Raw genomic sequence first — 24,593 nt, 5'->3', positions numbered from 1 at the left:
CTAAGGTCGTGCGACGACCGTGAAGGTGAGCACGTCGCTGTAGTCGCCTTCCTTCGCCGCCTTGGGCGTGTCAGCCGTGAACGTGGGGATGAAGCAATCGCGTCCGTTGTTGCCCAAGGCGGACACGACATTGCCGGTGTTGGGCAGCGCGACCTCGGTACTGGTCGTCGCGTTCCGCAGCACGACTCGGTATGGCACCGTGTCGGAAGGCGAGGTCAGGTGCTTGAGTTGGTACCAGCCATTGCCCGACAGGCCGTTCTGGTTGGTCGCGTTGATGGCGTAGCGCAATCCTGTCCATTTGAGGTGGTCGTAGGTGAAGCACAATTCTTCGCCGGCGCCAGAAAATGGCCTTTCCGCAGGCGCTCCGGGCAGCAACTCTCCGAGATTCCAGTCCGGCGCGGTCATGTGGATCTTGGGAGCCACAGGTGGGGGCGGAATCTTCGGATCGGTGATGATATTGCAGTTGCCCGTTGAGCTGTCTGCGCCGATATAGGCCAGTCCGGTTATTTCGGCGACGTCGTTCTTTTGCGTGACATTCGCTGCTCTTACCCCAATGGCAGGCCACGGTGCAAGGTGCTTGTTATCGGCAACGACCGTTACCCGCACGACTCTCGCGGATGTATCGCGCCAGACCGTGTAACGGAAATCACTGTTATCGTAGACCATGTAGTCAATGCCGCTTGTTTTACCCGAGTCCCGAACGCCATCCATGTAGACAGCACTGGCATAGTGACCAGACTGCTGCAGTTTGCCGTCTTTATCATAGGTGTATACAAGGATTCCTCGGCTCCTGAACGGCCCGCTATGCTTGCCTAGGTGACCTAGAATGTTCTTATAGCTGATGGTCACGCCCAGCGTGCTGGTGCCATTGCCATTGTTTTGGTAGGTGCAATCGCTATAGCCGTTGCTCAGGTTGCTGTAGTAGATGCCCCGCCATGCCAAGGCGTCACTACTGGCGATCATCGCGCTTGTTGCCAGTACGGCAGCAACTGGTCGCGGCATCATCCATCCTTTGAAATTCGGCAATCTCATGGTTGGTCCCTCGTACATTGCGCCATGCTCATCTGCGGCAATCGAAACCCTGCGGCGCATCGCCGATCAGCATCGTGAGCTTCTTGCCCTCGAAACGCCGCGACGCGCCAGGAAACAACACCACCCGGTTCTGCTCCAACCTGCGGTCAGGCGATGCAATATCCGCAAGGACCAGGGACACATTGCCGGTATTCTCCAGCCTCACACCCGCGTTTTCGCAGCGATGCGACCAGCCCGACCGTTGCAGACCCGGAGGAGGCATGTGCTGGATCAGCACGCCATAGCCTATGGAAACGGACATGGGCGCGCTGATCTTGTCCTGGGGCGCCTCTTCGACCTGCATTGCCCTGGCTGGCACGACGTAAAGGCGGTACATCTCTTCCGCTGCCGGCACGGACAGCGACTTCAGGCTGATGGTGCGGCTCTGGCCAGGCCCCAGCGTCAATTTGTCCGGACTGGCGAGCAGACCTGGATGCTCGAGCTGGCTCAGCGGCATTTGCTCCTCGGGGGTGAGGCCGGGATTCATCACCTTCTGCAGCGTGGCCGACAGGTATAGCGGTCCGTCCCCCACGTTCCTGACGGTGACGCCGTAGTCGTGGCCGTTGAATACCTTGATCCGGGCTGGCATCACCAGCAGTTCGCCTTCGGCCTGCGCCGGCGGCGGCGGCGCGGCCAGCAGCATCGAACCGAACAGCGTGAGCAGAGTCTTTCGTAGCATCGTGGTTCCTCTTCGGAAATCTGGTTATTGGCAGCGGTAGTAGCTGCCGTTGATGGTGTTGCCGAGGTCGCAGGTGTAGTGCCTGCCGGGCTGCCGCAGCGTGATCTTGGTAAGCACCGTCTTGCTGGCGATGGAGAACAGTCCATTGGGGTACGCCGTGTCGCCGGTTTCCTGGATGATCCCGCCCAGGGGTTTGCCGGACGGGTCCGTCAGGATGCCGCTGTAGACCATGTTGATCGCCACCTTGGCTTGCGCCGCATACACCTGGCCAGGATGGGCGCGCACAACGTTGGCGGGGACTTCGATGCTCATGTCCATGTGTTCGCTGTTGCTCAGGACGCGGGCGAAGGGAACGTCGCGGTATTGGCCTAGCGGCACGGCGTAGGTGCCGCCGCCGCCGACCGGATGGCCTTCCACGCTGAAGCCGTAGGAGGCGCCGTCGATGGCGGGCGTGTCCAGCAGCATGGCGCTGCCGCTGTTGCTGTAGCGTCCCACCGCGATGCCCTTGGCGCTGGCCGCCAGCATGCCGCGGTAGTTGAAATCTGCGTTGCTCCTGAAGTCGCTGTGGCCCAGGTTGAGGGAGGTATCGCCACGGGTTCCGGAGCGGCTGCCGTAAACACTGACGCTGTTGCTTGTGCTGTTCCGGTTGACCGTGACGCCCGCCGCCGAGGTGCCGTAGCTGTCCTGGAAATCCTTGCGATAGTCGCCGCTGAGCTGAGTCTCGCCGCCCTGACGGGCCGCACGGAAGCTGGCTTGCGTCTTGTCCAAGGTCCAGCTCATGTTGAAGTACACGGCGTAGCCGTCGTCGCCACGGCCGTAGCCGCCTTTTTGCACGCCCAGGGAGAAAGTCGACCACAGGCCGTTGGGGCGGTAGTGCCAGCGGGCTTCGGCTTGCTGTATCTCGCCGCGGCTGTGCTTGTTGTAGTTGTAGCCCAGCATGACATCGCCCACGCTTCTGCTGTATGAAAAGCTGGTGCTGGGCGTGCCCCAATAGAAGCGCGACACGTCTGAAATCTGATAGCGGCTGGCCGACAGGCTGCCCAGCACGGGATCGTTCATCGACAGGTTGAAATAAGCGCCCGCGCCGCGTTCGCCGCCTAGGACGCCCAGCGTAGGCGTGAGGTCTGCCGTGCCGATGCGGGAGGGCCGCGTGACGTTCAGTTCACCCGCCCAGCGGGATTGGTCGCCACTGATGAATGAGGCGTTCAGGTAGAACTGGCTCAGGTTGCGGCTGACGGCAGCTTGAAGCAGCTGGCCGCCTGCGCCCATTTCCTTGCCCGCGGTCATGTGCCAGGAGTTGCCGCCGCCGCCGTTGAAGTTCAGGTTGTTGATGTCGCGAGTTTCGCGGTTGATCAGATTGCCATTGCGGTCCACCAGCCGGATCTCCACCGGGTAGTAGCCGCCAGGCAGGTCGATGAAGCTGATCTCATTGCGGCCGAGTATGGCGGGCCGCTTCAGGATGAGCCGCCCGTTGCGGTAGAACTCGTAGTTTCCTTCGGCAGTGGAATACAGCACCAGCGAACCCGTATCGCGGTCGGCCCGCAAATGGTTCTGGCTGCCGATCGTGACGAACTGATCGAAGCTGGGCGACAGCATCGTGCTGACCGAGCCCGAGGCGTAATCGAGGCTATTCTGCTTGCCCGCCCGCACATAGGCGCTGTGAAAGTTCTTCTGCAGGAAGTAAGAGGAGATCCCCTGATCGCTATTGCTGCGGCCGCGCATGCGGTTGCGGCTGCCGTACCAGCTCATGTAGCCGAAGCTGCGCAGTGGCAGACCCAGCCATGTCGTGCCGCTGAGGTTCATGGCACGATAGCTGTCGGAAGATCCGCGCAGGTCCAGCGACTGATTGTTGATCAGTCCCCAGGTGGTCGCGGGAGACAGGTAGTCGTCGCGTGAGCTTCTGATCTGCAATGTGCGGCGGATCTTGTCGATGGTGACGTAGTGCTCCGCCACGCGCAGGTCGCAGCCGTTGACGCATTGCTTGTAGTCGATGGTGGAAACCACCTGGCGGATGGCTTCTATTTCTTCCACCGTCACGCCGTTTTCCGCGTACTTGACGGGGTCGAACGCGAGTCGGTTCTGCTCCAGGGAATAGGCGATCAATCCCGGCAGCGTCCTGCCGTTGAAACTGGAGACGTAGCTTGCGCTATTGTCCATTTCAACCGCGCTGAAGCCTTCAGGAATGCCGTAGGAAATCTTCACTTGCGCAAAGGCCTGGGTGGAGGACGCGGCAAGAACGCACGGCAGGATTTTTTTAAGGCAAAAGGAAACCCGATGAGCGCGCATGCCCTGCAGTCCAAAAGGGGGAAGGAAGAGCCCCGGACGGGGCCCTGGAGAACGATGGTCGAGCGAGACTTAAGGGGCCGGCTCGAAGACCATGACCAGATTGCCGCTGTAGCTGCCGTTGGGGGTTTGGCCGTTGGTTTGCTGGGGGCTGTCCACTGAGATTTCCAGATTGTGGATTTCGTCAAAGCCGCCGTTGCCCTGCACGACCTGGGTAATCTTTTCGGGTTTGTCGTATGCCAGGATTTGGTCGCCTGCGGCGTGGGTCAAGATCACCTGTGGGTTGATCATCTCAAGGTGTCCGTTGGACATTTTCAGAGGTTGGGAGAGCTTGACGTTGATCCCAGCGGCCTTCGAAAATATGCGGATCGGCAGCGTCTTGGAGAATGTCAGCTGCCTGTAGTCTGCCGGTTCGAGCTCCTCGGTGCCGTACCAGGTGGAGCCGTCGGGCTTGGACACGAAAATCGCGTCGTTGATCTGGGCCGTCAGGGTGATGCTCTTGGTGACGCTTTTTTTTATCTCCGCAGGGGTAGCCGCAAGCGCCGTGCCGGCAAACGCGCCAGCCAATCCCAGCGCGATCAGGATCTTGTTCAGTTTCATATGAAAACCTGGAGTTGATGTTGAATGAACGCCTTCAGGGGTTCGTGAAGGCGGGGTTGTGTAGCGGACGCCTTGTGTGCGTCCGACCCCATGCATCATCCGGGTTCAACGTGCTCCCAGGGCTGAGAAATTTCTTGTTCTGATGGCGAAGAATGCCAGCGCAGGCGCGGCGCTATCGCGCACGCCCCCCCACCTTGAAGTCCCGCCACTTGTCGCCGCCCATCGCCAGCAGCAGGCCCAGGCTGTCCGCGCCGATGCGCGTCGACAGCAGATTCCCCTGGAACATCAGGTTCGGGAAAGACCGCATCCAATGGAAATCGGTGGCGTCATTGACGTCCATGACCAGCACGGGCAGCTTGAACGCCTGCGCCCGCTGCAGCAGGGAGAAGAACTTTCCATGCAGCATGGGATGTTCCGAGAACCGCTCGGGGATCTTCATGTGCAATCCCGCCACGCGCAGCACGCCGTGCGGCGCCGGCCGCCCTTCAACGAGCGTCGGGCCGATCCTGACTCTCAGGCCGGTACTGAAGTCGTGCCGGTTCCGGAAGAGTTCGGCATCCGGCAGCAGGTCCCACGTCATGGGGATGTTCAGCGTGACCAGCGCAGCCGGATAGCTCGGTCCGGTTGTACCGCCATCGGTTCCGCCGGGCTGCAGATGCAAGCGGTTCCGATCCAGCGACAGGTTCAGTTCGGCGCACAGGCTGTGCGCCGACCACGACACGCCCGCGGCATTGGGCGCGTAGTTGAAGGACAGTGGAATGCCCTGATTTCCCTGCCCGAAGAGATGCAGCGCGTCGTACAGTTCATGCGTGGCCGGATGGATGCCGTCCTGCAGGGGGGCGTGGCCCGGGTACAGGTCGGGCAAGGCGTATTCGCATACCCGGCCATCGGCGGAAAAGACGGGCTGATAGCCAGCTTCCGTTGATGCCGGATTTGCGGGGCGAGGGCAAACGCCGCCGCTGGTGAGAGATTCCATTTTTTTGGCGCATGCCTGCGCGTTGTCGGCCAGGATGGCGACTGCGCTTGCGCGCGGGGCATGCATCCTTTTTCAAATTGTGATTCTAGAAATCACTGGATGCATGAACTATGGGAATTTTCTCAATTGCCTCCCACCGAACCGCATTCAGGCCTGCGGTTGGCGCAGAATTGAGGCGCCGCAAATTCAGCCGGTTTTTTCTGACGCGATTTCGCGCATCTTGCCGCGCAGCTGCTCGATGAAGGCGGCGATCTGCCGAGGCATTGAGCCGCTCAGGCCTTGCTTGCGCTGCAAGGCCGCCAGGTCGTCGGCCTGGCCCAATAGAGGGATCATGTGCACGGCGGCCAGGCCCCCGCGTATCCGGTGCAGCAAGGCGCGGACATCCGCGGCGTCACCGCTGCGCATCGAGGCTTCCAGCCGGACGATATCCCGGTCCATGGTTTCGAGAAAGACGGCTTTGTATTTGGCGGGAACCCCTGCCGCGCCAATCCGTGGCGCGGCAGGGGCAGTCCGCGGCGCTGCGCCCGCGAGGCCTTGCGCATGGGGGGGAGCGGTGACATATGCCTGGAGTCTTTGCCTGAGCTCGCGCAAGCCTATCGGCTTGGCGAGCCAGCCGTCCATGCCGGCCGCCGAACAGCGCTGCTCTTCTGCCCTGCTCGCGCTTGTGACCAGGGCAATGACGGGCGCTGTGGTGCCCTGGGCGCGCAGGGCCCTGGCAAGCGCATAGCCATTCATGCCGGGCAGGTCGGTATCCGCCATGACCAGGTCGAAAGGCTGTATGTTCCACAATGCCAGTCCTTCGGCCCCGTCCGACGCGAACGTGGGGCGGCAACCCAGGTGCATGAGCTGATCGTGCAGCGTGGCCTGGTTGATCAAGTTGCCCTCGACGACGAGGATCCGCAGGTTCAGGAGATCGTGGGCATGCGGGCCCTGCAGTTGCGGGGCCGGGCCGCAGGGCGCCTGCGCCTGGTCCAGCATGAAGGAAACGGAGAAGCTGCTGCCCAGCCCTGGTTCGCTTATGACCTGGACGCGGGTCCCCATGAGCGCCGCCAGGCGGGCGCACAGGAACAAGCCCAGACCCAGGCCCGCGCCGCGCGCCGCCTGCATACCGGCTGCGGCTCGGTGGAATGGCTCGAACAGCCTGGCTTGTTCGGCTGCGGCGATGCCGATGCCGCTATCGGTGACCTGCAGGTCGAGACGCAGCCTGGCGTCCGGCATCGCCTGGGCGCGCAGCCTGACGACGACCTGGCCGGATTCCGTGAACTTGATGGCATTGCTCAGCAGATGGCCCAGGATCTGCCGGATGCGACCGGCGTCGCCGCGGACGCAATCCGGCACCGAGGCGTCCAGACTGCCATGGATGATCAGCCCCTTCTGTTCGGCCACCGGGGCATGGGCGGCCACGGCGCCTTGGACCAGCTCGCGCGGGTCGAAGGCGCTGGCTTCCAGGGCGAACTGACCAGACTCGATCCTGGCGATGTCGAGCAGGTCGCCGGTGACCTGCTGCAGAACGAGGGAGGCGCTCTGGACGCGGTCGACTTGCTGCCTCTGCTCTTGGCTCAGCGCCGTCATCCCCAGCACTTCGAGGGTGCCCAGCATCCCGTACAGAGGCGAGCGGATCTCGCGCGTGATGCCGGACAGGATGCCGGCCCCGGACTCATAGACCTTGTCGGCCTGTGCCTTGGCAAGGCCTAGAAGGTGCTCCATCTCGGCGCGCGCGCTAATGTCGGCGAAGGCGCACAGCACCACATCCTGTCTGCGGTATCGCGTGGGCGCGTAGGCCACCGTCAGCACGCGGCCGCCATGGGCATTGAAGGCCTCGATGCTGCCGGGTTCCTCCGCATCCAGGGCTTGCCGCAACAGACGTCTGACGTCGGGCGTGTCCGGCAGCGCCTGGCCAGCGCCAGCTCCCAGCCATTGCAATGCCAAGGCGTTGCTGAAGACCAGCCGGCCGTTGGCGCGCGAGAGCGCGCACAGCGCGCAGGGAACGGTGACGAGCATGGTCCGGCCGAGCGCCTCGCATTCAGCGAGCGCCCGCCTGGCCGCATGCGCCGGCTGGACGATGCGGCGGCGGCACCACAACCAGAGCACGGCGCCGGCGTAGAGTGCGGCGATCAGTAGCAGCGAGGCGCAGGCGAATAGCCAGGCATTGGCGCGCAGGAGCGTCGGAAAGTCGAGATTTAGCAGATGCGCGTGCCGCCGCAGGACTTGTTGGTGCGCGCAGTAGAGCGCGGCGGCGCAGAGCAGGGCTAGGGGGAGGGCGCAGAGGAATGCGATATTCAGGCGGCGCAGGCCGCGGTTTTTCTTATTCAGCGGCATATCCAGGGTCAGAAATATGTCGGCGGACCGGGCCCTAGTGGGGCGGGGACAAAGGGGTGAAGTATGAGTTGGGCTCGTAGGCCAGCAGCTCGCAGAAGGTCGCGACATTGACGGCCGCGGAAATCAGAAATCCCTGAGCGACATCGCATCCGATCCGCCTAAGCAATTGCAGGTCTTCCAGCGTTTCCACGCCTTCTGCCGTCACTTGCAGGCCCAGTTGCCGCCCCAGCTGGATCGAGGCCACCAGGGCGGCCGCCAGCACCTCGTTGGCCGCGGCGCCGTTGACGAATGCCCGGTCGATCTTCACCTCGGTGAAGGGCGTGGAGATAAGGCTGTACATCGAGCTGTAGCCTTTGCCGAAGTCGTCTTGCGACAGGCCAAATCCCTTCAGGCGCAGGCGGCTTGCCCCCATGTGGAACTGGCCCGCGAGCGTCGGCATCGCGTCTTCAAGCAGCTCGAAAGTTACGTCCGAGGCGGGAATGTCTAGCTTGGCGACCATGGCATGGAGTTCGTCCGGAAGTTGCGGAAGATCCAGCAGGCTGGCGGAAAGATTGACCGAGATGGGAATGCGGTGTCCCTGGCCGCGCCAGATGGAATACGCCTTCAGCCCGTCGTCCAGCATGCGCAGCAGTAGCTCGTGGTCCAGGTTGTAGGCCCGCAACGACTTGAGGAACCAGGACGGCAGCATCAGGCCAAGCTCCTTGTGCTGCCAGCGGACCAGAGCCTCGGCGCCCACGATGTTGCCGGAGGCGAGCGATTTCTTCGGCTGGAACCAGGCCTGGATGCTGCCATCGCGCAGGGCGGTTTCAACCATGCGCCGGTCCAGCAGCGGACGGACGTCGTCGACGCAGGAACCGGGGTGCTCGCTTGGCGGGGCAGGCGGCTTTCTCTGCAGGCTCACCGCCAGACTGCCGATCTGTTCCGTGGAAACGGGTTTGATGAAGGTTCCCAGCACGGCGAATCCGCGCTCTTTAGCCATGAGACCGATGCTGTTGCCCATGCGGCGCGAACATCCCGTGATGATCGCCAGTATCGGGTTGAGATCGCGACAGGCGAGCTCATGGATGAATTGCGCGCCGTCCATGCCGGGCATGTCCACGTCCATCAGCACCAGTTGATGGCCTTCCTTCCGTATCCGCTCCAAGGCCTCGTGCGCGTCCAGCGTCGTATCGACATGCCTGAAGCCCGCTTCTTCGAGCATGTCCTTCAGCAGGATGCACTGGTAGGCGTGGTCGTCCAGCACCAGTACTTTAAGTTTGGACAGCATTTTTCTCAGCCTTCTATGTATGCGTGCAGGGTTGCGGTCAGGGCCAGTATGGGCAGGGGCTTCAGCAGCACCTGGTTCATGCCGGCTTCCAGCCCTTTGGTGATGGTTTCGGGCGCCGCGCTGGCGGTTACGCCCAGTATGGTTCCCCGGTAGCCGAGTTCGCGCAGGGCCCGTGTCAGGTCGTAGCCGTCCAGGATGGGCATGTTGATGTCCGTGATGACGGCGTCGTATTTGTCGGGGTCCCATCGCTGCAAGGCCTCGCGGCCATTGAAGACGATGGTGGCCGAGCATCCCAGGTGCTCGAGCTGCTCCTGCAGGATGACCTGGTTGATCGCGTTGTCCTCGACGACCAGGATGCGTTGTCCCAGCGACACGCGTTGCGCGCTGGGAGGGGGGAGCAAAGGCGGTTCGTGGCCCTGTTGGGCCATTCCCACCGCGATGCCGATGCTGAATGGATTGCCCAGGCTCGTGATGCCGAGGCGGCTGCCGCGGGATGCGATCGACGCTTGATCCGCGCCCGGCGCGAGCACGCGTACCTTGCTTCTGGTCCAGAATGGTTCGGGTTGCCCAGGAGGCCAGGTCTGCAGCAGGACCGCGTTGCCGGCATCCTGCATGGGGGCCTGCGCTCGATACGGTATGGCGATTGCCCCCCATTTATTCAGCCACGCGCATGCGTTCGCCACGACTTCCGGAACGGCGCCGCTGACGTAGACGGCGCTGCGCCGCAGCAGTATGGGAGATGCCGGCTCCATCTCGGTCACGTCCAGCGTGAGGGTGAAGGTGATGCTGGTGCCCAGGCCGACCTCGCTGACCACGGACAGGCTGCCGCCCATCAAGTCGACCAGGCGCCGGCTGATGGCCAGGCCCAGACCGGTGCCGGTCACGTCCTGCTCCAGGCCGGGATGCGCCCGGAAGTAGGGTTCAAACAACTGGGCTTGCGATTCCGCGCGTATGCCCACGCCGGTATCCGTGACCTGGAATCGCATCGTGACCTTATCCGCCTCGACGGCGCTCGCGGTGGCGCGCAGCACGACCCGGCCGGCCTCGGTGAACTTGACCGAGTTGCTCACCAGGTTGTTGAGGATCTGCTGTAACCGGGTCAGGTCTCCCGTCACCATCGCCGGCATGCCGACGCCGGAAATGGAATAGATCTGCAGCCCCTTGCCTTGGGCGCGTGCGGCGTAGTTGGCCACCACCCCTTCGACCATCTCCGCGGGGGAGAACGCCGACAGGATCAGGTCCTCGCGGCCGGCCTCCATGCGGGACAGGTCCAGTGTGTCGTTGATGGTGCGCAGCAAGGTCGAGGACGATTGCTGCATGGTGTGCAGGTATTGCTGCTGCTGGCTCGTCATGGGCGTGAGCGCGAGCAGTTCCAGCGTGCCGAGTATGCCGTACAGGGGGGTGCGGATCTCGTGGCTGATCGTGGCGAAAAACAAGGTCTTGGCGTCGTTCGCCTGGTCGGCGGCCTGCTTGGCGTTGCGCAAGGTGCGCTCGACTTCCTTCTGGGCGGAAATGTCGCTGATGGCGCATATCACCACGTTCTCGGATTGGTAGCTGGTGGCGGCGTATGTCAGGCACACGGTGCGGCCGTCGCCCAGTTGATACTCATGCTGGCCAGCCTGATTGACCGCGGCCCGAGTGTCTTCGCGCCAGCTGTCGTGCGCGTCCAGCAGATGCCGGGCCGCCTCGTTCGAGATGACTTGGGTGCCGTCGGCGGGACGCACCAGGCTGAGCCCGATCGGCGCGACTTCGATGATCTTCCGGTTCAAGGCCAGGCTATCGATGAGGGCCGTCTGATACCGGATGGCGGGAGAGACCAGCTTTTCCCGGATGTGGCGCACGCCCAGCAGGACCACCGTGCTCAGGCAGGCGGCGACGGCGCCCACGGCCCAGAAGGCGGACGCGCCGTGGCGCAACACATCCTGCGTCGGCACGTAGTAGACCAGCCGCCAGCCGGCTTCGCCTACGGCCTTGCTCAGTGCGAGGCTGTGGGGAAGCCAGCTTCTGCCCTGGAAGCCGAAGGAGTCGCGGCTCAGCCTTGCCGATATCGAGTCCGTCGCGGATGGCGATGGTCCGCCGTGCAAGGCCACCCGGCTGTCGCTGTCGTAAAGCGCATAGCTTGCGCCGTCGGTAGGGTGTTCCGCCGCGATGACAGAGGCGATGTCGTCGACCTCGAGCCCCACCCAGGTCTGCTCGCGTCCCGTGGTGTCCAGAGGCGTATAGAGAAATAGATGATCGGTGGAGTCCAGCAGGGGGCGGATCCAGACGACAGGCGCGCGGCCGTCGTCCGGATCCGGCGTGGCGTGGTGCGCGGCCAGGGTTTCGTAGAGCCACTTTTCAGTTTCCGGGGAGATGGCGTGGCCGCCATGCCGCGTGTCGTCCAACGCCAGACGCGTGGCGCCAGGTTCGGCCAGCGTGGTGTAGACGATGCGCGCATTGGCCGTGGCCAGGTCCGCCCGGTTGCGGCGGGTGAGGATCAAGGCCCATTCGTAGGCATCCGCGTCGTCTGTCAGCGGGATCACGCTGATTTGCCCTGTCTGGCCGAATGTCCTGGGTGTGTGCCGGGCAGGCATGCGGTCGGTGTTGCGCACCGAGGAACCGGCGACGGAACGGAGCAGCGCTTCGCGCTGGTCGAAGAATATCTGCGCCCGGTCGGCGGCGGCGTTCATGCGGCGGCGGTAGCTGGAGACCTCGTCGCTGAACGACCAATACATGGACAGCATCGTCCCGACCAGTATGCATGCCAGCAACGCCAGCGCGAGCAGGTGCAGCAGGATCATCGGCAACCTGGCGGTTGCCGGCATGTATCCGTCGGGGAGGCTGGGGGCGGCCATCATGCAAGGAATGGTATGGGCCGGGCCGGTCTGCACGGATAAGAAAATTCTGGAAGCAAGGCGGTCAGCTGCGCCGCGTCTTCATCCGTGCCATGTCAAATTGTTTCTCGATCGCATCGAAAATCGGGCTGTAAAACCCGTGCCGCATGGCATTGGATGGTATCCATTATTGGAAAATAAATAATTTAGATATTGTCCTTTGTAATTAGTTTTAGCTTTGGATGGTATCCATTAATGCGATTTTGGTTGTTTGGATGGTATCCAAGTCACTGATTTAAATAATAAAGATGGTATCTATTCATTAATTTTCGATATTGAAAGAAAAGGGGTATAAATTGCCTCCTTTTTTCGAGAAAACTTGTTTCGGCCATTAGGGTTACCCGGTTACTTAATAATACTTTTATAGCGATCCGGTAATGCCTTGGATATCAAATTTATTAATCGACATATGGAGGATTTACGTTGATACACGACACGAAGAAATGGCTGACGGCGACGCTCGCGCTGAGCGCGTCCTACTGCGGTGGCGTCATGGCTGCGGACCTGACGGTTACGTCGGGCAACACGCAGGTGCTCGACGGCTCGGCCAATTTCCCGGGCGGGGTGGATGTCAACGGCGGCACGCTGGTGATCGGCGGCAACGGCGGCGGCTCGGGCGTCACGCTGGGCGGCAATGTCAATGCGAACTCGAACGGCACGGTCGCGGGGTTTGGCGCGATCAATGGCGATCTCAACGTGTCGGGCGCGCGCGTGGCGCCCGGGTATGAAGTCGGCACGCCGACGGGGGTCTCCAACGGCAATCTGGTTGTCAACGGCAATCTGTCGATGAACAACGCCGTATTCAATTTCGAGACGGGTTATGCGGGGCTGCCCATTACGCAGCCGGGCACCGGCGACAACATCACCGTGCGCGGCAACGCCGCCATCAACAACACCACGCTGAACGTTACGGTCAACACCCTGGGCGTCAATGCCGGCTACTACCGGATCCTGTCCTACGGCGGCAACCTGAGCGGCAACGGCCTGACGCTGGGTTCGGTCTCGGGCGATTCCGCGCCCGCCGCGACCATCCAGAACCTGACCGGCGACAAGCAGATCAATCTCATCCTGGGGCCGAGCACCACCAACCTGTGGAACGGCAACGGCGCGGCATCCGCGACCCGTTCGGGCGGCGGCAACGGCACCTGGAGCGCGGCCAGCGCGAACTGGAACAGCCCGAGCAATGCCACGGGCGCTCTGCCTGATGGCGGCTACGCCATTTTCACGGGCGCGGCGGGCACGGTGAACGTGGACGGCGGCGCCGGTCCGGTGCGCGTGTCCGGCATCCAGTTCGCCACCGACCGTTATCGCCTGCAAGGCGCTCCCATCACCCTGGTCGGCAGCGGCGGCAACCCGCCCGCGATCGTGGTCGGCGACGGCACCTATGCTTCGGGCCAATTCGTCGACACCATCGACAACCCGCTGCAAGGCACGCAGGGTTTCGTCAAGACCGGCCCGGGATCGGTGATCCTGACCGCCGACAGCAGCGGCCTCACGGGTCCCATCCTGATTGCCGACGGCGCCCTGGAGATCGACGGCAAGCTGAACGGCCCGATGGACATCGGCCGCGAAGTCGTGCTGGCGGGCGTGGGCCAGGTGGGCACCACCAACCTCTATCCCACCGCGGTCATCTCTCCCGGCAATGACGGCACGCCCATGGGCACGCTCACCGTCAACGGCAACCTGACCTTTGGCCAGAACACCATCTACCGCGTGCATGCCGATCCGGGCAGCAGCCTCAGCGACCGCATCCATGTCACCGGCGTCGCCTACCTCGACGGCACCGTGGCGCACGTGGGTCCCGACGGCAACTATGCGCCGCGCACGACCTACAACATCCTGACCGCGGACGGCGGCATCCAGGGCCAGTTCACCGGCGCCTCGAGCGGATACGCGTTCCTGACGCCCACGCTCAGCTACGACCCGAAGAATGCGTACATGACCCTGACGCGCAACGACGTGCCGATCGGCAGCATCGGCGGCTCGGGTAACGAGAGCAACGTGGGCGGCGCGCTGGACAAGGAGGAGCCGCCGGCGACGGGCAATGGCTCGTCCTCGGGTGGTAACGGTTCCACGTCGACGGGCAACGGTTCGTCCTCGGCCGGTAACGGTTCCACATCGACGGGCAACGGTTCGTCCTCGGCTGGTAACGGTTCCACGTCGACGGGCAACGGTTCGTCCTCGGCCGGCAACGGTTCCACGTCGACGGGCAACGGCTCGACGTCGACGGATAACGGTTCGTCCTCGACCGGCAACGGCTCGTCCACCGCCGGCAATGAATCGCCGTCGACCGGCAGCGGATCTTCCCTGGTCGATAGTGGCATCGCCGCGGGCAAGACCACCGGCGCCAGCCAGGTTGCGACCGCCGTGCTCGCCATGACCCCGAACGAAGCGCGTTCGGCTCTGAGGATGCTGTCGGGCGAAGCGTACGCAAGCACCGCCAGCGTGCTGTTGAGCCAGGGCGATACCGTGCGCACGCTGCCGCTGTCCCACCTGCGCGGCAACCTCGACGCGCCGGTGCTGGCCGGACGGCCCACGGCCCAGCTGGGCTCGCCGTCGGCCGCCGCCATGCCGCAAAGCGGCGCGTCGCCGGTCTGGGCGCAAGCGTTCGGCAACTGGAGCAAGTTCGGCGGCGATGGCAACGCGTCCAGCGTGAGCCAATCGTCGGGCGGCCTTTTCGTCGGCGGCGATGGCGCGGTGGGCGGCGGCTGGCGCCTGGGCGGCGCGGTCGGCTACATCGGCAGCCACAACTCGATCGACGATGTGTCCTCGCGCACCAATGTCGACAGCTACACGGCGACCCTGTTCGGCGGCCGGAATTTCCAGGCCGGTCCTGGCCACGTCCGCTTCATGGCCGGCGCGGCCTATACCTGGCATGACATCGACGCCAAACGCGATGTGGCGGCGGGCAGCCTGAACCAGCGGCTCGAGTCGTCCTATCACGCGTCGTCGACGCAGGTGTTCACCGAACTCGGCTACAACCTGCCGCTGGGCGATGCCTACACCATCGAACCCTTTGCGGGCCTGGCGTGGAACCAGTTGCGCACGCGCGGCTTCGAGGAATCGGGCGGCTCGGCGGCCCTGCGCGGGTCCAGCAATTCCGATGACGTGACCAGCACCACGCTGGGTCTGCGAGGCGCCTGGGAGTTCGGTTCCGACAGCGCGCCCGGCCGCCTGACCGCGTCGCTGGGCTGGCGCCATGCCATGGGTGATGTCAAGCCCAAGCAGCAGCTGGCTTTCGAAGGCGGCAGCACGTTCTCGGTGACGGGCGTGCCGATCGCACGCGATGCGGCCGTGTTGGGCCTGGGCGCCGAGATGGCCATCACGCGCAACACGACGGCTGGCATCGCCTATGATGCGCAGTTCGGCGGCGGCAACCGGCAGCAGTCGGGCGTGCTCAAGCTGGCCGTGCGCTTCTGATCAGGCGCCGACAGGCGCAGCAAGCGTCGCGGTCATGACGCTTGCTGCGCCAGCGCCGGGCTGGAATCGAGAACAAATGAAAAGGGGCGAATCGAAAGATTCGCCCCTTTTTCAAGGACTTGTTCAAGCATGCCCGCTGAGCGGGGCCAGAACGGACGAGGCGCCGCTGGTCTTAGTGTTTATCGTCCCCCTGCCAGCGCAGATAGGCCGAGCGGGTAACAGCAGACACGGAATCCAGGACTTTCTGGTGATTGACCTGATGCCGCAGCATCAGCCGTGCATCGGCCACGGCGCGGGATTTGCAGAACCAATGGCAACTGTGCTGCAGCAGATACAACTCCGCCGAGAGGTGGTACGCGCGCTCTCTTGCGTCCCAGTGGCCTTCGTTGTCCACGACATGGCGCAAGCCGAGTGCATGGATGTGCAGCAGCTCACGAAAATCCCGTGTCATCGCAGGAAGAAAGCGCTCGATGTATGGCACGCAGAACGAGAGCGTGGACACGCGGGTAGCCTGTGGACTTTCCTTTTGCATGGCATCGGCCAGCGACTGCACTTGTGCCGCTACGGCGCGTTCGGTCTGGGCGAAGGTTTCCAGCACCTGTAGCTGGCGGTTTTCGGTGTCTTCGCGGATGGCGCGGGTGTAGCCTTGCGTCAGTGTTTCCATGTGGCGCTCAAGCTGCAAACCGCCCAGATGACGCCCCAGCAACGCAATGCGGGCGCGCTGGTAGCGCACGCGCAGCACCTGCCATGTCGCGAAAAGCACCAGCAGGAATAATGCAATATCCATTGCCCGTGTTCCTTCATTTTCCAAGCGGCACAAACCGGCGCACAAAAAAAAGCCCAAACCGAAGTCTGGGTCTTTTTCGAATCTGGAGCGGGAGACGAGTCTCGAACTCGCGACCTCAACCTTGGCAAGGTTGCGCTCTACCAACTGAGCTACTCCCGCATTTCCCTTGCCTTGCGCCATCCGCGATCATTGCGATCCGGGGGCGGTTCCAGCAAACGAGGCGGAAGTATACCTAATTTTTCAAAAGGCGCTTGAGGGAGCCCCGAGGGGCTCGCCGTCCTGCCTCGATTCCAGGCTGACGGCGGTCTGGCTGCGTCCAGTGATCGCCATCCATTGAAGATGTGGCGGCGCGGCATGCGCCGGATGGTCCGACGCGCCTCTGGACGGGTCGAAAATAACTTCAAAAAATATCAACCAAATCCATATTGCTTCAACAAGACGCGAGATTCAGAATTCTGTTCATGGGCGCAGCCTGTCGTCCGAGGGCGGAAAAATGGATACCAAGAACTCCACGAATCAGCGACAACTCACGGTCCGCATCTCGCGGGGAACCGAAGACGGAAGCTATTCCACTTACTCGGTCCCATGGCGGGAGAACCAGACGGTTCTGGATGTGGTGACCGAAGTGCAGCGCACGCAGGAACCGAGCCTCTCGTATCGATACGCCTGTCGCGTCGGCGTCTGCGGATCCTGTGCCATGACGGTCAATGGCAAGCCGCGCTGGACCTGCCGCACGCACGTGAGCCGCGTCGAGGAGGGCGGTGTGATCGTGATCGAGCCAATGCGCAATATGCCGCGGATCAAGGACCTCGTCGTCGACATGAGTGAGTTCTTCCAGAAGTGGGCGCGCGCTGGGAACACCTTCGTCGGCACGGCCACGCGCAACGATCCGCCGGCGCTGGTGTCGCCGCAGAGCAAGAAGCGCAAGCAGGCCGACGCGGCCATCGAATGCATCAATTGCGGCGTCTGCTATGCGGCCTGTGACGTGGTGTCCTGGGACAAGGATTATCTTGGCCCGGCCGCCCTGAACCGGGCGTGGACGCTGTACAACGACGAACGGCACGCCGACCCCAAGGACGTGCTGCGCAAGGCCACTTCCGGCAGCGGCTGCAATTCCTGCCACACCCAGGGCAGCTGCATGAAGCACTGTCCGGTAAGCCTCAGCCCCACCGGCAGCATTGCGGGATTGAAGCGCAGCGCCATCTTCAGCCTGCTCAAGGGGGGCTGACATGGAAGCTCGTCTTTTCGCGCTCCAGCGCCTGACGGCGATGGTGATGGCGCCCTTTGTCCTGGTACATGTGGGCCTGGTGATCTATGCCGTGCGCGGCGGCCTGACCGCGGGCGAGATCCTCGCGCGCACCCAGGACAACTGGTTCTGGATCATCTTCTACGGCCTGTTCGTGCTGAGCGTGGCGGTCCACGTGCCGATCGGCCTGCGCAACATCCTGATCGAGTGGCTGCGGCTTGGGCGCGGCGCCGCGTCCGCCGTCGGGCTGGTGTTCGGCGTGGGCCTGCTCCTCCTGGGCGTGCGCGCCGTCGCGGCGGTGGGAGGGCTGATGCCATGAAATCGGCGCGCAACCATCAGGCGTACTGGGCCTTCCTGGGACACCGCATCTCGGGCCTGGCGCTGGCCCTGTTCCTGCCCGTCCATTTCTATGTGCTGGCGATGGCGCTGGACGAGGCGCGGCTGGACGGATTCCTGAAGCTCGCCGACATGCCGGCGATGAAGGTCGGCGAGTGGGGGCTGGTGCTGCTGCTGACGCTGCACATGTTCTTCGGGCTGCGCCTGCTGGCGCTGGAGCTGTTGCCGTGGAATTCGCCGCGCGAGGCGCGCGTCGCCTGGATCGGGTGGGGCTTTGCGGTCTCCATGGCGACGGGCCTGGTTTTCATCGCGGGAGTGATCTGAGATGCGGATCGAGAATTACAAGACGGACATTCTGGTGCTGGGCACCGGCGGTGCGGGCCTGTTCGCGGCGCTGCACGCCAAGAAGGCGAATCCGTCGCTGCGCGTGACGGTGACGGTGAAGGGCCTGCTGGGCAAGTGCGGCTGTACCCGCATGGTCCAGGGCGGCTACAACGTCGCGCTGGCCGCAGGCGACTCGGTGGAGCGCCACTTCATGGACACCATCGAGGGCGGCAAATGGCTGCCGCGCCAGGACTTGGCGTGGCGGCTGGTCGAAGGCGCGGTCGAGCGCGTGCGCGAGCTGGAAAACGAGATCGGCTGCTTCTTCGACCGCAATCCCGACGGCACCCTGCATTCCAAGGCATTTGCCGGCCAGAGCTTCGACCGCACGGTACACAAGGCCGACCTGACGGGCATCGAGATCATCAACCGCCTCATGGAGCAGGTGCGGGCGCTGGACGTGGACGAACTGGAAGAGCATCGCGCCATCGAGCTGATTCCCGCCGCCGATGGCTCCGGCATCTCGGGCGTGCTGTTCATCGACATGCGCACAGGCCTGTACCGCTACGTCCAGGCCAAGGCCGTGCTGCTGGCAACGGGGGCGGGCCCGACCATGTACCGCTACCACACGCCTTCGGGCGACAAGACCTGCGACGGCCTGGCCATGGCGCTGCGCTACGGCTTGAAGCTGCGGGACATGGAGATGGTGCAGTTTCACCCCACGGGCCTGCTCGGCGGGCCAGACACGCGCATGACCGGCACGGTGCTGGAGGAGGGGCTGCGCGGAGCGGGCGGCTATCTGCTCAACGGCGAGGGCGAGCGCTTCATGGCCAATTACGACAAGCGCGGCGAACGCGCCACGCGCGACGTGGTCAGCCGCGGCATTTACGCCGAAATGCGCGCAGGACGCACGGGTCCGATGGGCGGGGTCTACATCCAGATGAGCCATCTGGGCCCGGACAAGGTGGCCAAGACGTTTCCCGGCATGGTCAACCGCTGCAAGGATTGCGGCTTCGACCTGGCAGGCGGCAAGGTGGAGGTGGTGCCGACTGCGCACTACCTGATGGGCGGGGTCGAGTTCAACGTGGACGGCTCGACGGCGTCGCCGGGCCTGTATGCGGCCGGCGAGGACTGCGGCGGCGTGCACGGCGCCAACCGTCTGGGCGGCAATGGCGTGGCCAATTCCACGGTGTTCGGCGGCATCGCGGGCGATGCGATGGCAGCCTATGTCGCCAAGTCCAGCCAGTGGCGCGATCCGGATCAGCGCGTCATCGCGCGCGGCATCGAACGCGCCGAGTTCCCGTTTTCCCGGCCCGCGGGCCGCATCCACGAGCTGCGCGACGCGCTCTCGCAAACCATGTGGGACGACGTAGGCGTGCTGCGCCGCCAAGAGGCCATGGCGCACGGCCTGGACGCCATTGCCGGCCACCGCGCCGCCTTGCGCGACATAGGTGTGGCGGACGGCGACCGCCGCTACAACCTGACCTGGCACGACTGGCTCAACCTGGAAAGCCTGGTCGACATTTCCAAGGTCATTACGGTCTCGGCGCTGGCGCGCGAGAACAGCCGCGGCGCGCACTACCGCGAGGATTTCCCCGAGGCCGGCGACCTGCACACCAGCTGCTACACGCGCGTGAGCGCCCAGGACGGCGAGGTGGCGCTGGAGATGGTTCCGGTTTCCTTCGACATCGTAAAACCCGGCGAATCGCTCATCGAGGGCGAGGCGGGCATCCCCCAGAGTTGAGGCACTCCAACCATGAGCATCCCTGTCCAGAAAGTTGAAGAGGCGGCGCTGGAGATCATGCGCCGCGCGGCCATCGAGATCCCGGCCGACTACAAGCGCGGCATCCAGGAGCTGCAGAAAAAGGAAACCGGCAAGCTGCCGCGCTTCGTCATCCACGCTATGGTGGACAACTGGGAGGCTGCCGACCAGGACCGGCGTCCCATGTGCGCCGACACCGGCCTGCCGCGCTACTACGTCAAGGTGGGCAACAACGCTTCCGTCGACAGTGGCTTCGTCGCCGTGGAGCGCGCGTTGCGCCATGCCACGGCCGAGGCGACGGTCAGCGTACCGCTGCGGCCCAACCGCGTGCATCCGCTCTGGCGCACCGACCACAACAACAATGTCGGCATCAACGCGCCAGAGGTCGAATGGTCGTTCGAGCCGGACAGCGACTGGATAGACATCACCACCGTGCACAAGGGAGGGCTGTTCGGCACCGACTACCGCATGCTGTTTCCTGGCGACGGCATAGACGGCATCAAGCGCTTCGTGCTGGACACGCTGATCGCCTTTGGCAAGCGCGGGCTGGCCTGTCAGCCGGCCATCGTCGGCATCGGGCTGGGCGGATCCAAGGACACCTGCATGCAGCTGGGCAAGCAGGCCGCCTGTCTGCGCACGGTAGGGGACCGCAATCCCGACCCCAAGGTGGCGGAACTAGAACTGGAGCTGATGCAGCTGGGCAATTCCATCGGCATGGGCGCCATGGGTTTCGTCGGCTCCGGCATGGTGGTGGACTGCCATATCGAGTGCGGCTACACCCACACGGGAGGCATGCCCATCAGCCTGCATACCTTTTGCCTGTCTTCGCGCCGCGCCACCGCGCGGATCCATGCCAACGGGGAGATCGAGTATCGCACCGATCCCCAATGGTTCACGCCCTACATGCGCCGGGAGACGGTCGAATGGTAAGCAACGACGACGACATCAAGGTCTTTCATCTGGACCTGCCCGCCAGGCGGGAAGATATCGCCAGGCTGGAACTCGGCTCGGCCGTGTATCTGAACGGCGTGGTCTACACGGCCCGCGAAGGCGTCTACAAGAAAGTGCTGGACCAGGGCCTGCCGCTGCCGGTGGACCTGCGCGCCATCAGCAACGTCAACTTTCATTGTTCCCCGGCCGCGGCGCCGGACGGCCGCGGCGGCTACAACGTGGGCGCGGTCACCGCCACGGCGTCGTTCCGGTTTTCCAAATGGATACCGCGCTGGCTGGATGAGACCGGCTGTCGCATCCTGATCGGCAAGGGCGGCATGCCCGCCGACGACTACAAGCAGGTGCTGGCGCCCGGCGGCGCGATCTACCTGACGACCGTGGGCTATGGCACAGGTGCCTTGCTGGGCCGGGGCATCAAGCGCGTGCGCGAGGTGCATTGGCTGGATGAACTGGGCATCGCGCAGGCCATGTGGCTGTTTGAGGTCGAGAATTTCGGGCCCTTCATCGTCGAAAGCGACCTCGAAGGAAATTCGCTCTTCGCCCAGCATGCCGAGACCATCAACGCGGGCATCGAGAAGCTCTATGCCGGGCTGAAACCGCCCGCCTTGCACCGCTACGGCGAGACGGACGACCGCAAGGACGAAGTGATGTAGGCGCGGCAGCGCGGCTTGCGGCAACCCCATACCTGACAGAGAGACTGCAATGATCATCGACTTTAGGCTGCGGCCGCCGGTAGGCGGCTTCCTGGACACGCTGATGTACTCGGCGGGAGAACGCCGCGATGGCTTTACGCGGACGGTGGGCTTCGAGCCCTCGGCGGCGGCGCAGCAGCAATCGATGCCGCTGCTGCTGAAAGAAATGGATGCCGCGCGGATAGACCGCGGCGTGGTCGTGGGCCGCCTGGCCGGCGTGCTGGGCAGCGTGTCCAACGAGGACGTGCGCGGCATCGTGGCCGACCATCCGGACCGATTCATCGGCGCCGCCTCCATCGACCCCACCGACCGGCGCCGCGCGTGCCAGACCATCAGCCAGGCGGTCGAGGAAGGTTTCAAGCTGATCAATATCGAGCCGGGTTCCTATCCGGTTCCCATGTACGCGGACGACAGGCGCCTCTATCCGATCTACGCCCACTGCGAGGATCTGGGCGTGCCGGTGATCATGATGGTCGGGGGCACGGCGGGTCCGGACCTGAGTTACTCCGATCCGATACGGACCGACCGGGTGCTGGCGGACTTTCCTGGCCTGAACGTGGTGGTCGCCCATGGCGGGTGGCCTTGGGTCAACGAGATCCTGCACCTGGCCTTCCGCCGCCAGAACCTGTGGCTGTCGCCCGATATGTACTTTTCCCGCATGCCGGGCTGGGAGGAATACGTGAAGGCGGCCGACGGCTTTCTCTCGGACAGGTTGCTTTACGCCAGCTCATTCCCGTTCTGCCCGGTGCAGGGGTACAAAGAGTGGTTCGAGACCTTGCCGATCCGGAAAGATAATCTCGGCAAGGTCATGGGAGGCAATGCGCGGCGGCTGCTTGGCATCTAGCGCGGCATACTCCTCCTTTCCGCAATGCTGCCTTTCACCAGGAATCTTTCTTGCATGGACATCAGGACGCTCTATACGCTGATCGCGATTGCAGACCACGGCAGCTTCGCCGAGGCCGGCAATACCATCGGCCTGTCGCTGTCGGCGGTGAGCATGCAGGTCCGCGCGCTCGAGGACGAGCTGGGCATCACGATCTTCGACCGCAGCCGGCGTCCGCCTATCCTCACGGACACGGGTCTGGCGCTGGTGCACCGGGCGCGCGACCTGATCGCGCACTGGGAGAGCATGAGCGCGGCCCTGAAGAAAGGCACCTCGTCGGGACTGCTCAGGCTCGGCAGCGTCCATACCTGTGTGTCGGGCGTGCTGCCGCTGGCGCTGCGCCACCTGCAGAAGCAGGGCCATGGCCTGGAGGTCCACGTCACCACGGGGCTTACGCATGACCTGGAGCGCGCCATCTATCACCGCCAGCTGGACGTGGCGATCGTGACCGAACCCGATGCGCCGCGCTCGGGCCTGGATTTCCTGCCGTTCGTCGAAGAACAGCTGGTCGTCATTGCGCACCGTTCGGTCAAGGGCGCCAGCGACCAGGAGATCCTGGAGCAGAACCCTTATGTCCGCTTCAATCGTTCGGCGCGCGTGGGACATCTGGTGCAGGAAGAGATGGTGCGCAGGCGCATCACCGTGCGTTCGACCATGGAGATCGACAACCTGGAGGGCGTGATCGCCATGGTGGCCAATGGCCTGGGCGCTTCGGTGGTGCCCGCCTGCCGCGGCAGGAACGAATTTCCGCCGGGCATCCGCGTCATTCCGTTCGGCTCGCCCACGGTCACGCGCCGCCTGGGCATCCTGGCGCCGAAGGAGAACCCGCGGGCCCATCTTACGCAGTTGTTGCTCGATGCCTTGAAGTCAGTCTGCGCCGGCCAGCGCGACGGCGCGGAGCAGGCCGGTTCCCACCTGTAGTGGTCCTGGGTCTGACAGATCAGTAGTCAAGCAGTCCAGCAGTTCAGAAGTTCAGCAGCCTCGTAGTCCGCAGAAAAACACCGCGACATCCCTAAAAAATCGAGCCTATCGGCCCGAGGGACAGTTGCTGCCTGGCGGATCGTCTGCCGGCCGAAAGCCGGCGGGCTTCGCCGTCCCGCGAACTGAAGGAGACAAATCCATGAAGAACGACACTCACCCCAATAATGCGCGTCGCCGCGTCGTCAAGACGCTGGGCTGTGGCCTGGCGCTCGCGCCATTTATCGCCTTGCCTGCGCGGGCCGACTGGCCGGCGGACAAAGTCATACGCATGATCGTCCCGTTTTCGGCGGGCGGGGCCACCGATCTGCTGGGCCGCGCGTTGGCGGCCGAATTGGGCAAGGGCCTGAAGCAGAGCGTGATCGTCGAGAACCGCGCGGGCGCCGGCGGCAGCGTGGGCGCGCAGGCCGTCGCCAGCGCGCCGGCGGATGGCTATACGCTGTTGCTCGCATCGGGCAGCATGTTCACGGTCAACCAGTTCATCTACAGCAAACTGCCTTATTCGCTGGCTGACTTCAGCCCCGTCGGCAAGGTGGCCAACGGACCCATGGTCATCACGGTCAATGCCAGCCTGCCGGTCAAGAACACGCGCGAACTGATCGAGTACGCCCGCGCCAGGCCGGGCAAGCTCAGCTTCTCGTCGGCGGGCGTGGGCAGCCAGACGCACATGGCGGGCGAAGCTTTCAGCGACGCGGCCGGGATCGAACTCATGCACGTCCCGTACAAGGGCGAAGGCCCGGCCTACACCGATCTCATGGCGGGTGTGATCGAAGTCGCCGTGGGCAACATCAACGCCATCGTGCCGTTGCTCAAGGGTGGGCGCCTGCGGGCGCTGTCGGTGACGGGCAAGGAACGTTCCGCGTTGCTGCCGGACGTGCCGACCACGGCCGAGGACGGCGTGCCGGGGTTCGAGTTCACGGGCTGGTTCGCCTTGCTGGCGCCGGCGGGTACGCCCCAGGCCTCGGTCGACCGGCTGCTGGCCGACGCGAGAAAGGCGGTTGAACAACCCAACATGCAGCGCTACCTGGCGGACCAGGGCATGTCGGCGACCATCGTGCCCGCTGCCGCGCTCAAGGAAGAGATCGCCCGGGAGTCGGCCAAATGGAAGGCGCTGGTGGAAAAGAAGAAGATCACCGCGAGCTGAGTCGA

General features: G+C 64.0%; 19 protein-coding genes and 1 tRNA gene. 10 read left to right on the top strand and 10 right to left on the bottom strand.

Features of this window, described 5'->3' with window-relative positions; translation table 11 throughout:
* The 8 genes from BRO63_RS33875 to BRO63_RS02580 all read right to left on the bottom strand — a co-directional run bounded on the left by BRO63_RS33875 (position 1) and on the right by BRO63_RS02580 (position 11,999).
* The gene (locus BRO63_RS33875; RefSeq protein ID WP_143218608.1) at positions 1–1,032 is read right to left on the bottom strand and encodes a hypothetical protein; all 1,032 of its coding nucleotides are present in this window, start codon (positions 1,030–1,032) and stop codon (positions 1–3) included.
* A 28-nt stretch (positions 1,033–1,060) separates the two neighbouring features.
* Positions 1,061–1,750, bottom strand: a complete 690-nt coding sequence (locus tag BRO63_RS02610) for a pilus assembly protein (RefSeq protein ID WP_088138404.1) — start codon at positions 1,748–1,750, stop codon at positions 1,061–1,063.
* A gap of 24 nt (positions 1,751–1,774) precedes the next feature.
* Complete coding sequence (locus tag BRO63_RS02605; RefSeq protein ID WP_373557760.1) at positions 1,775–4,036, bottom strand: TcfC E-set like domain-containing protein; 2,262 nt, start codon at positions 4,034–4,036, stop codon at positions 1,775–1,777.
* Positions 4,037–4,105: 69 nt separating this feature from the next.
* The gene (locus BRO63_RS02600; RefSeq protein WP_088138403.1) at positions 4,106–4,633 is read right to left on the bottom strand and encodes a fimbrial assembly protein; all 528 of its coding nucleotides are present in this window, start codon (positions 4,631–4,633) and stop codon (positions 4,106–4,108) included.
* A 172-nt stretch (positions 4,634–4,805) separates the two neighbouring features.
* Entirely contained in the window at positions 4,806–5,498 is a 693-nt protein-coding gene (locus BRO63_RS02595) for a hypothetical protein (RefSeq protein ID WP_143219437.1), read from the bottom strand.
* A gap of 297 nt (positions 5,499–5,795) precedes the next feature.
* Positions 5,796–8,036, bottom strand: coding sequence for a hybrid sensor histidine kinase/response regulator (locus tag BRO63_RS02590; protein ID WP_088138401.1), 2,241 nt, complete (start codon positions 8,034–8,036; stop codon positions 5,796–5,798).
* Positions 7,963–9,195 (bottom strand): EAL domain-containing response regulator, encoded by a 1,233-nt coding sequence (locus tag BRO63_RS02585; protein WP_088138400.1) that lies wholly within the window; start codon positions 9,193–9,195, stop codon positions 7,963–7,965. The genes BRO63_RS02590 and BRO63_RS02585 overlap by 74 nt, the downstream gene beginning before the upstream one ends.
* A gap of 5 nt (positions 9,196–9,200) precedes the next feature.
* On the bottom strand, positions 9,201–11,999 hold the full coding sequence (locus BRO63_RS02580) for an ATP-binding protein (RefSeq protein WP_256943228.1): 2,799 nt from the start codon (positions 11,997–11,999) through the stop codon (positions 9,201–9,203).
* Between the two features lie 492 nt (positions 12,000–12,491).
* Here BRO63_RS02580 and BRO63_RS02575 point away from each other — a divergent pair, with 492 nt between their 5' ends.
* A complete protein-coding gene (locus tag BRO63_RS02575) occupies positions 12,492–15,488 on the top strand; it encodes an autotransporter family protein (protein WP_088138399.1) in 2,997 nt (998 codons plus the stop codon).
* Between the two features lie 172 nt (positions 15,489–15,660).
* Here BRO63_RS02575 and BRO63_RS02570 read toward each other — a convergent pair whose 3' ends face one another.
* Both BRO63_RS02570 and BRO63_RS02565 read right to left on the bottom strand, forming a co-directional pair.
* Positions 15,661–16,275 (bottom strand): hypothetical protein, encoded by a 615-nt coding sequence (locus BRO63_RS02570; RefSeq protein WP_088138398.1) that lies wholly within the window; start codon positions 16,273–16,275, stop codon positions 15,661–15,663.
* An 83-nt stretch (positions 16,276–16,358) separates the two neighbouring features.
* Positions 16,359–16,434, bottom strand: a tRNA-Gly gene (locus BRO63_RS02565).
* Between the two features lie 334 nt (positions 16,435–16,768).
* Here BRO63_RS02565 and BRO63_RS02560 point away from each other — a divergent pair.
* From BRO63_RS02560 to BRO63_RS02520, 9 genes are all read left to right on the top strand, one after another.
* A complete protein-coding gene (locus BRO63_RS02560; protein WP_088138397.1) occupies positions 16,769–17,503 on the top strand; it encodes a succinate dehydrogenase/fumarate reductase iron-sulfur subunit in 735 nt (244 codons plus the stop codon).
* A gap of 1 nt (position 17,504) precedes the next feature.
* The gene (locus BRO63_RS02555; protein ID WP_088138396.1) at positions 17,505–17,840 is read left to right on the top strand and encodes a succinate dehydrogenase; all 336 of its coding nucleotides are present in this window, start codon (positions 17,505–17,507) and stop codon (positions 17,838–17,840) included.
* A complete protein-coding gene (locus BRO63_RS02550; protein ID WP_088138395.1) occupies positions 17,837–18,181 on the top strand; it encodes a succinate dehydrogenase in 345 nt (114 codons plus the stop codon). Before BRO63_RS02555 ends, BRO63_RS02550 begins: the two co-directional genes overlap by 4 nt.
* Before the next feature lies 1 nt (position 18,182).
* Positions 18,183–19,922 (top strand): L-aspartate oxidase, encoded by a 1,740-nt coding sequence (locus BRO63_RS02545; protein WP_088138394.1) that lies wholly within the window; start codon positions 18,183–18,185, stop codon positions 19,920–19,922.
* A 12-nt stretch (positions 19,923–19,934) separates the two neighbouring features.
* A complete protein-coding gene (locus tag BRO63_RS02540) occupies positions 19,935–20,870 on the top strand; it encodes a fumarate hydratase (RefSeq protein ID WP_088138393.1) in 936 nt (311 codons plus the stop codon).
* Positions 20,864–21,544, top strand: a complete 681-nt coding sequence (locus BRO63_RS02535) for a fumarate hydratase C-terminal domain-containing protein (protein ID WP_088138392.1) — start codon at positions 20,864–20,866, stop codon at positions 21,542–21,544. Before BRO63_RS02540 ends, BRO63_RS02535 begins: the two co-directional genes overlap by 7 nt.
* Positions 21,545–21,593: 49 nt before the next feature.
* Positions 21,594–22,427 (top strand): amidohydrolase family protein, encoded by an 834-nt coding sequence (locus BRO63_RS02530; RefSeq protein WP_088138391.1) that lies wholly within the window; start codon positions 21,594–21,596, stop codon positions 22,425–22,427.
* Positions 22,428–22,481: 54 nt separating this feature from the next.
* Positions 22,482–23,387, top strand: a complete 906-nt coding sequence (locus BRO63_RS02525; RefSeq protein WP_088138390.1) for a LysR substrate-binding domain-containing protein — start codon at positions 22,482–22,484, stop codon at positions 23,385–23,387.
* A gap of 199 nt (positions 23,388–23,586) precedes the next feature.
* Positions 23,587–24,588 (top strand): Bug family tripartite tricarboxylate transporter substrate binding protein, encoded by a 1,002-nt coding sequence (locus tag BRO63_RS02520; RefSeq protein ID WP_088138389.1) that lies wholly within the window; start codon positions 23,587–23,589, stop codon positions 24,586–24,588.
* The last annotated feature ends 5 nt before the right edge of the window (positions 24,589–24,593 follow it).

Source organism: Achromobacter xylosoxidans, from assembly GCF_002192695.1.
In the GTDB taxonomy this organism is placed as follows: Bacteria; Pseudomonadota; Gammaproteobacteria; order Burkholderiales; family Burkholderiaceae_B; genus Achromobacter; species Achromobacter xylosoxidans_C.
Note: the sequence above shows the minus strand (reverse complement) of the source record. Positions and strands in the feature narration are given on the sequence as shown.

Coding starts and splice junctions, on each gene's coding strand:
- BRO63_RS02560 (WP_088138397.1), top strand. CDS start 16,769: ATGGATACCAAGAACTCCACGAATCAGCGACAACTCACGGTCCGCATC.
- BRO63_RS02545 (WP_088138394.1), top strand. CDS start 18,183: ATGCGGATCGAGAATTACAAGACGGACATTCTGGTGCTGGGCACCGGC.
- BRO63_RS02520 (WP_088138389.1), top strand. CDS start 23,587: ATGAAGAACGACACTCACCCCAATAATGCGCGTCGCCGCGTCGTCAAG.
- BRO63_RS02535 (WP_088138392.1), top strand. CDS start 20,864: ATGGTAAGCAACGACGACGACATCAAGGTCTTTCATCTGGACCTGCCC.
- BRO63_RS02580 (WP_256943228.1), bottom strand. CDS start 11,999: ATGCCGGCAACCGCCAGGTTGCCGATGATCCTGCTGCACCTGCTCGCG.
- BRO63_RS02585 (WP_088138400.1), bottom strand. CDS start 9,195: ATGCTGTCCAAACTTAAAGTACTGGTGCTGGACGACCACGCCTACCAG.
- BRO63_RS02550 (WP_088138395.1), top strand. CDS start 17,837: ATGAAATCGGCGCGCAACCATCAGGCGTACTGGGCCTTCCTGGGACAC.
- BRO63_RS33875 (WP_143218608.1), bottom strand. CDS start 1,032: ATGAGATTGCCGAATTTCAAAGGATGGATGATGCCGCGACCAGTTGCT.
- BRO63_RS02570 (WP_088138398.1), bottom strand. CDS start 16,275: ATGGATATTGCATTATTCCTGCTGGTGCTTTTCGCGACATGGCAGGTG.
- BRO63_RS02610 (WP_088138404.1), bottom strand. CDS start 1,750: ATGCTACGAAAGACTCTGCTCACGCTGTTCGGTTCGATGCTGCTGGCC.
- BRO63_RS02590 (WP_088138401.1), bottom strand. CDS start 8,036: ATGTCGCGACCTTCTGCGAGCTGCTGGCCTACGAGCCCAACTCATACT.
- BRO63_RS02600 (WP_088138403.1), bottom strand. CDS start 4,633: ATGAAACTGAACAAGATCCTGATCGCGCTGGGATTGGCTGGCGCGTTT.
- BRO63_RS02555 (WP_088138396.1), top strand. CDS start 17,505: ATGGAAGCTCGTCTTTTCGCGCTCCAGCGCCTGACGGCGATGGTGATG.
- BRO63_RS02525 (WP_088138390.1), top strand. CDS start 22,482: ATGGACATCAGGACGCTCTATACGCTGATCGCGATTGCAGACCACGGC.
- BRO63_RS02540 (WP_088138393.1), top strand. CDS start 19,935: ATGAGCATCCCTGTCCAGAAAGTTGAAGAGGCGGCGCTGGAGATCATG.
- BRO63_RS02605 (WP_373557760.1), bottom strand. CDS start 4,036: ATGCGCGCTCATCGGGTTTCCTTTTGCCTTAAAAAAATCCTGCCGTGC.
- BRO63_RS02530 (WP_088138391.1), top strand. CDS start 21,594: ATGATCATCGACTTTAGGCTGCGGCCGCCGGTAGGCGGCTTCCTGGAC.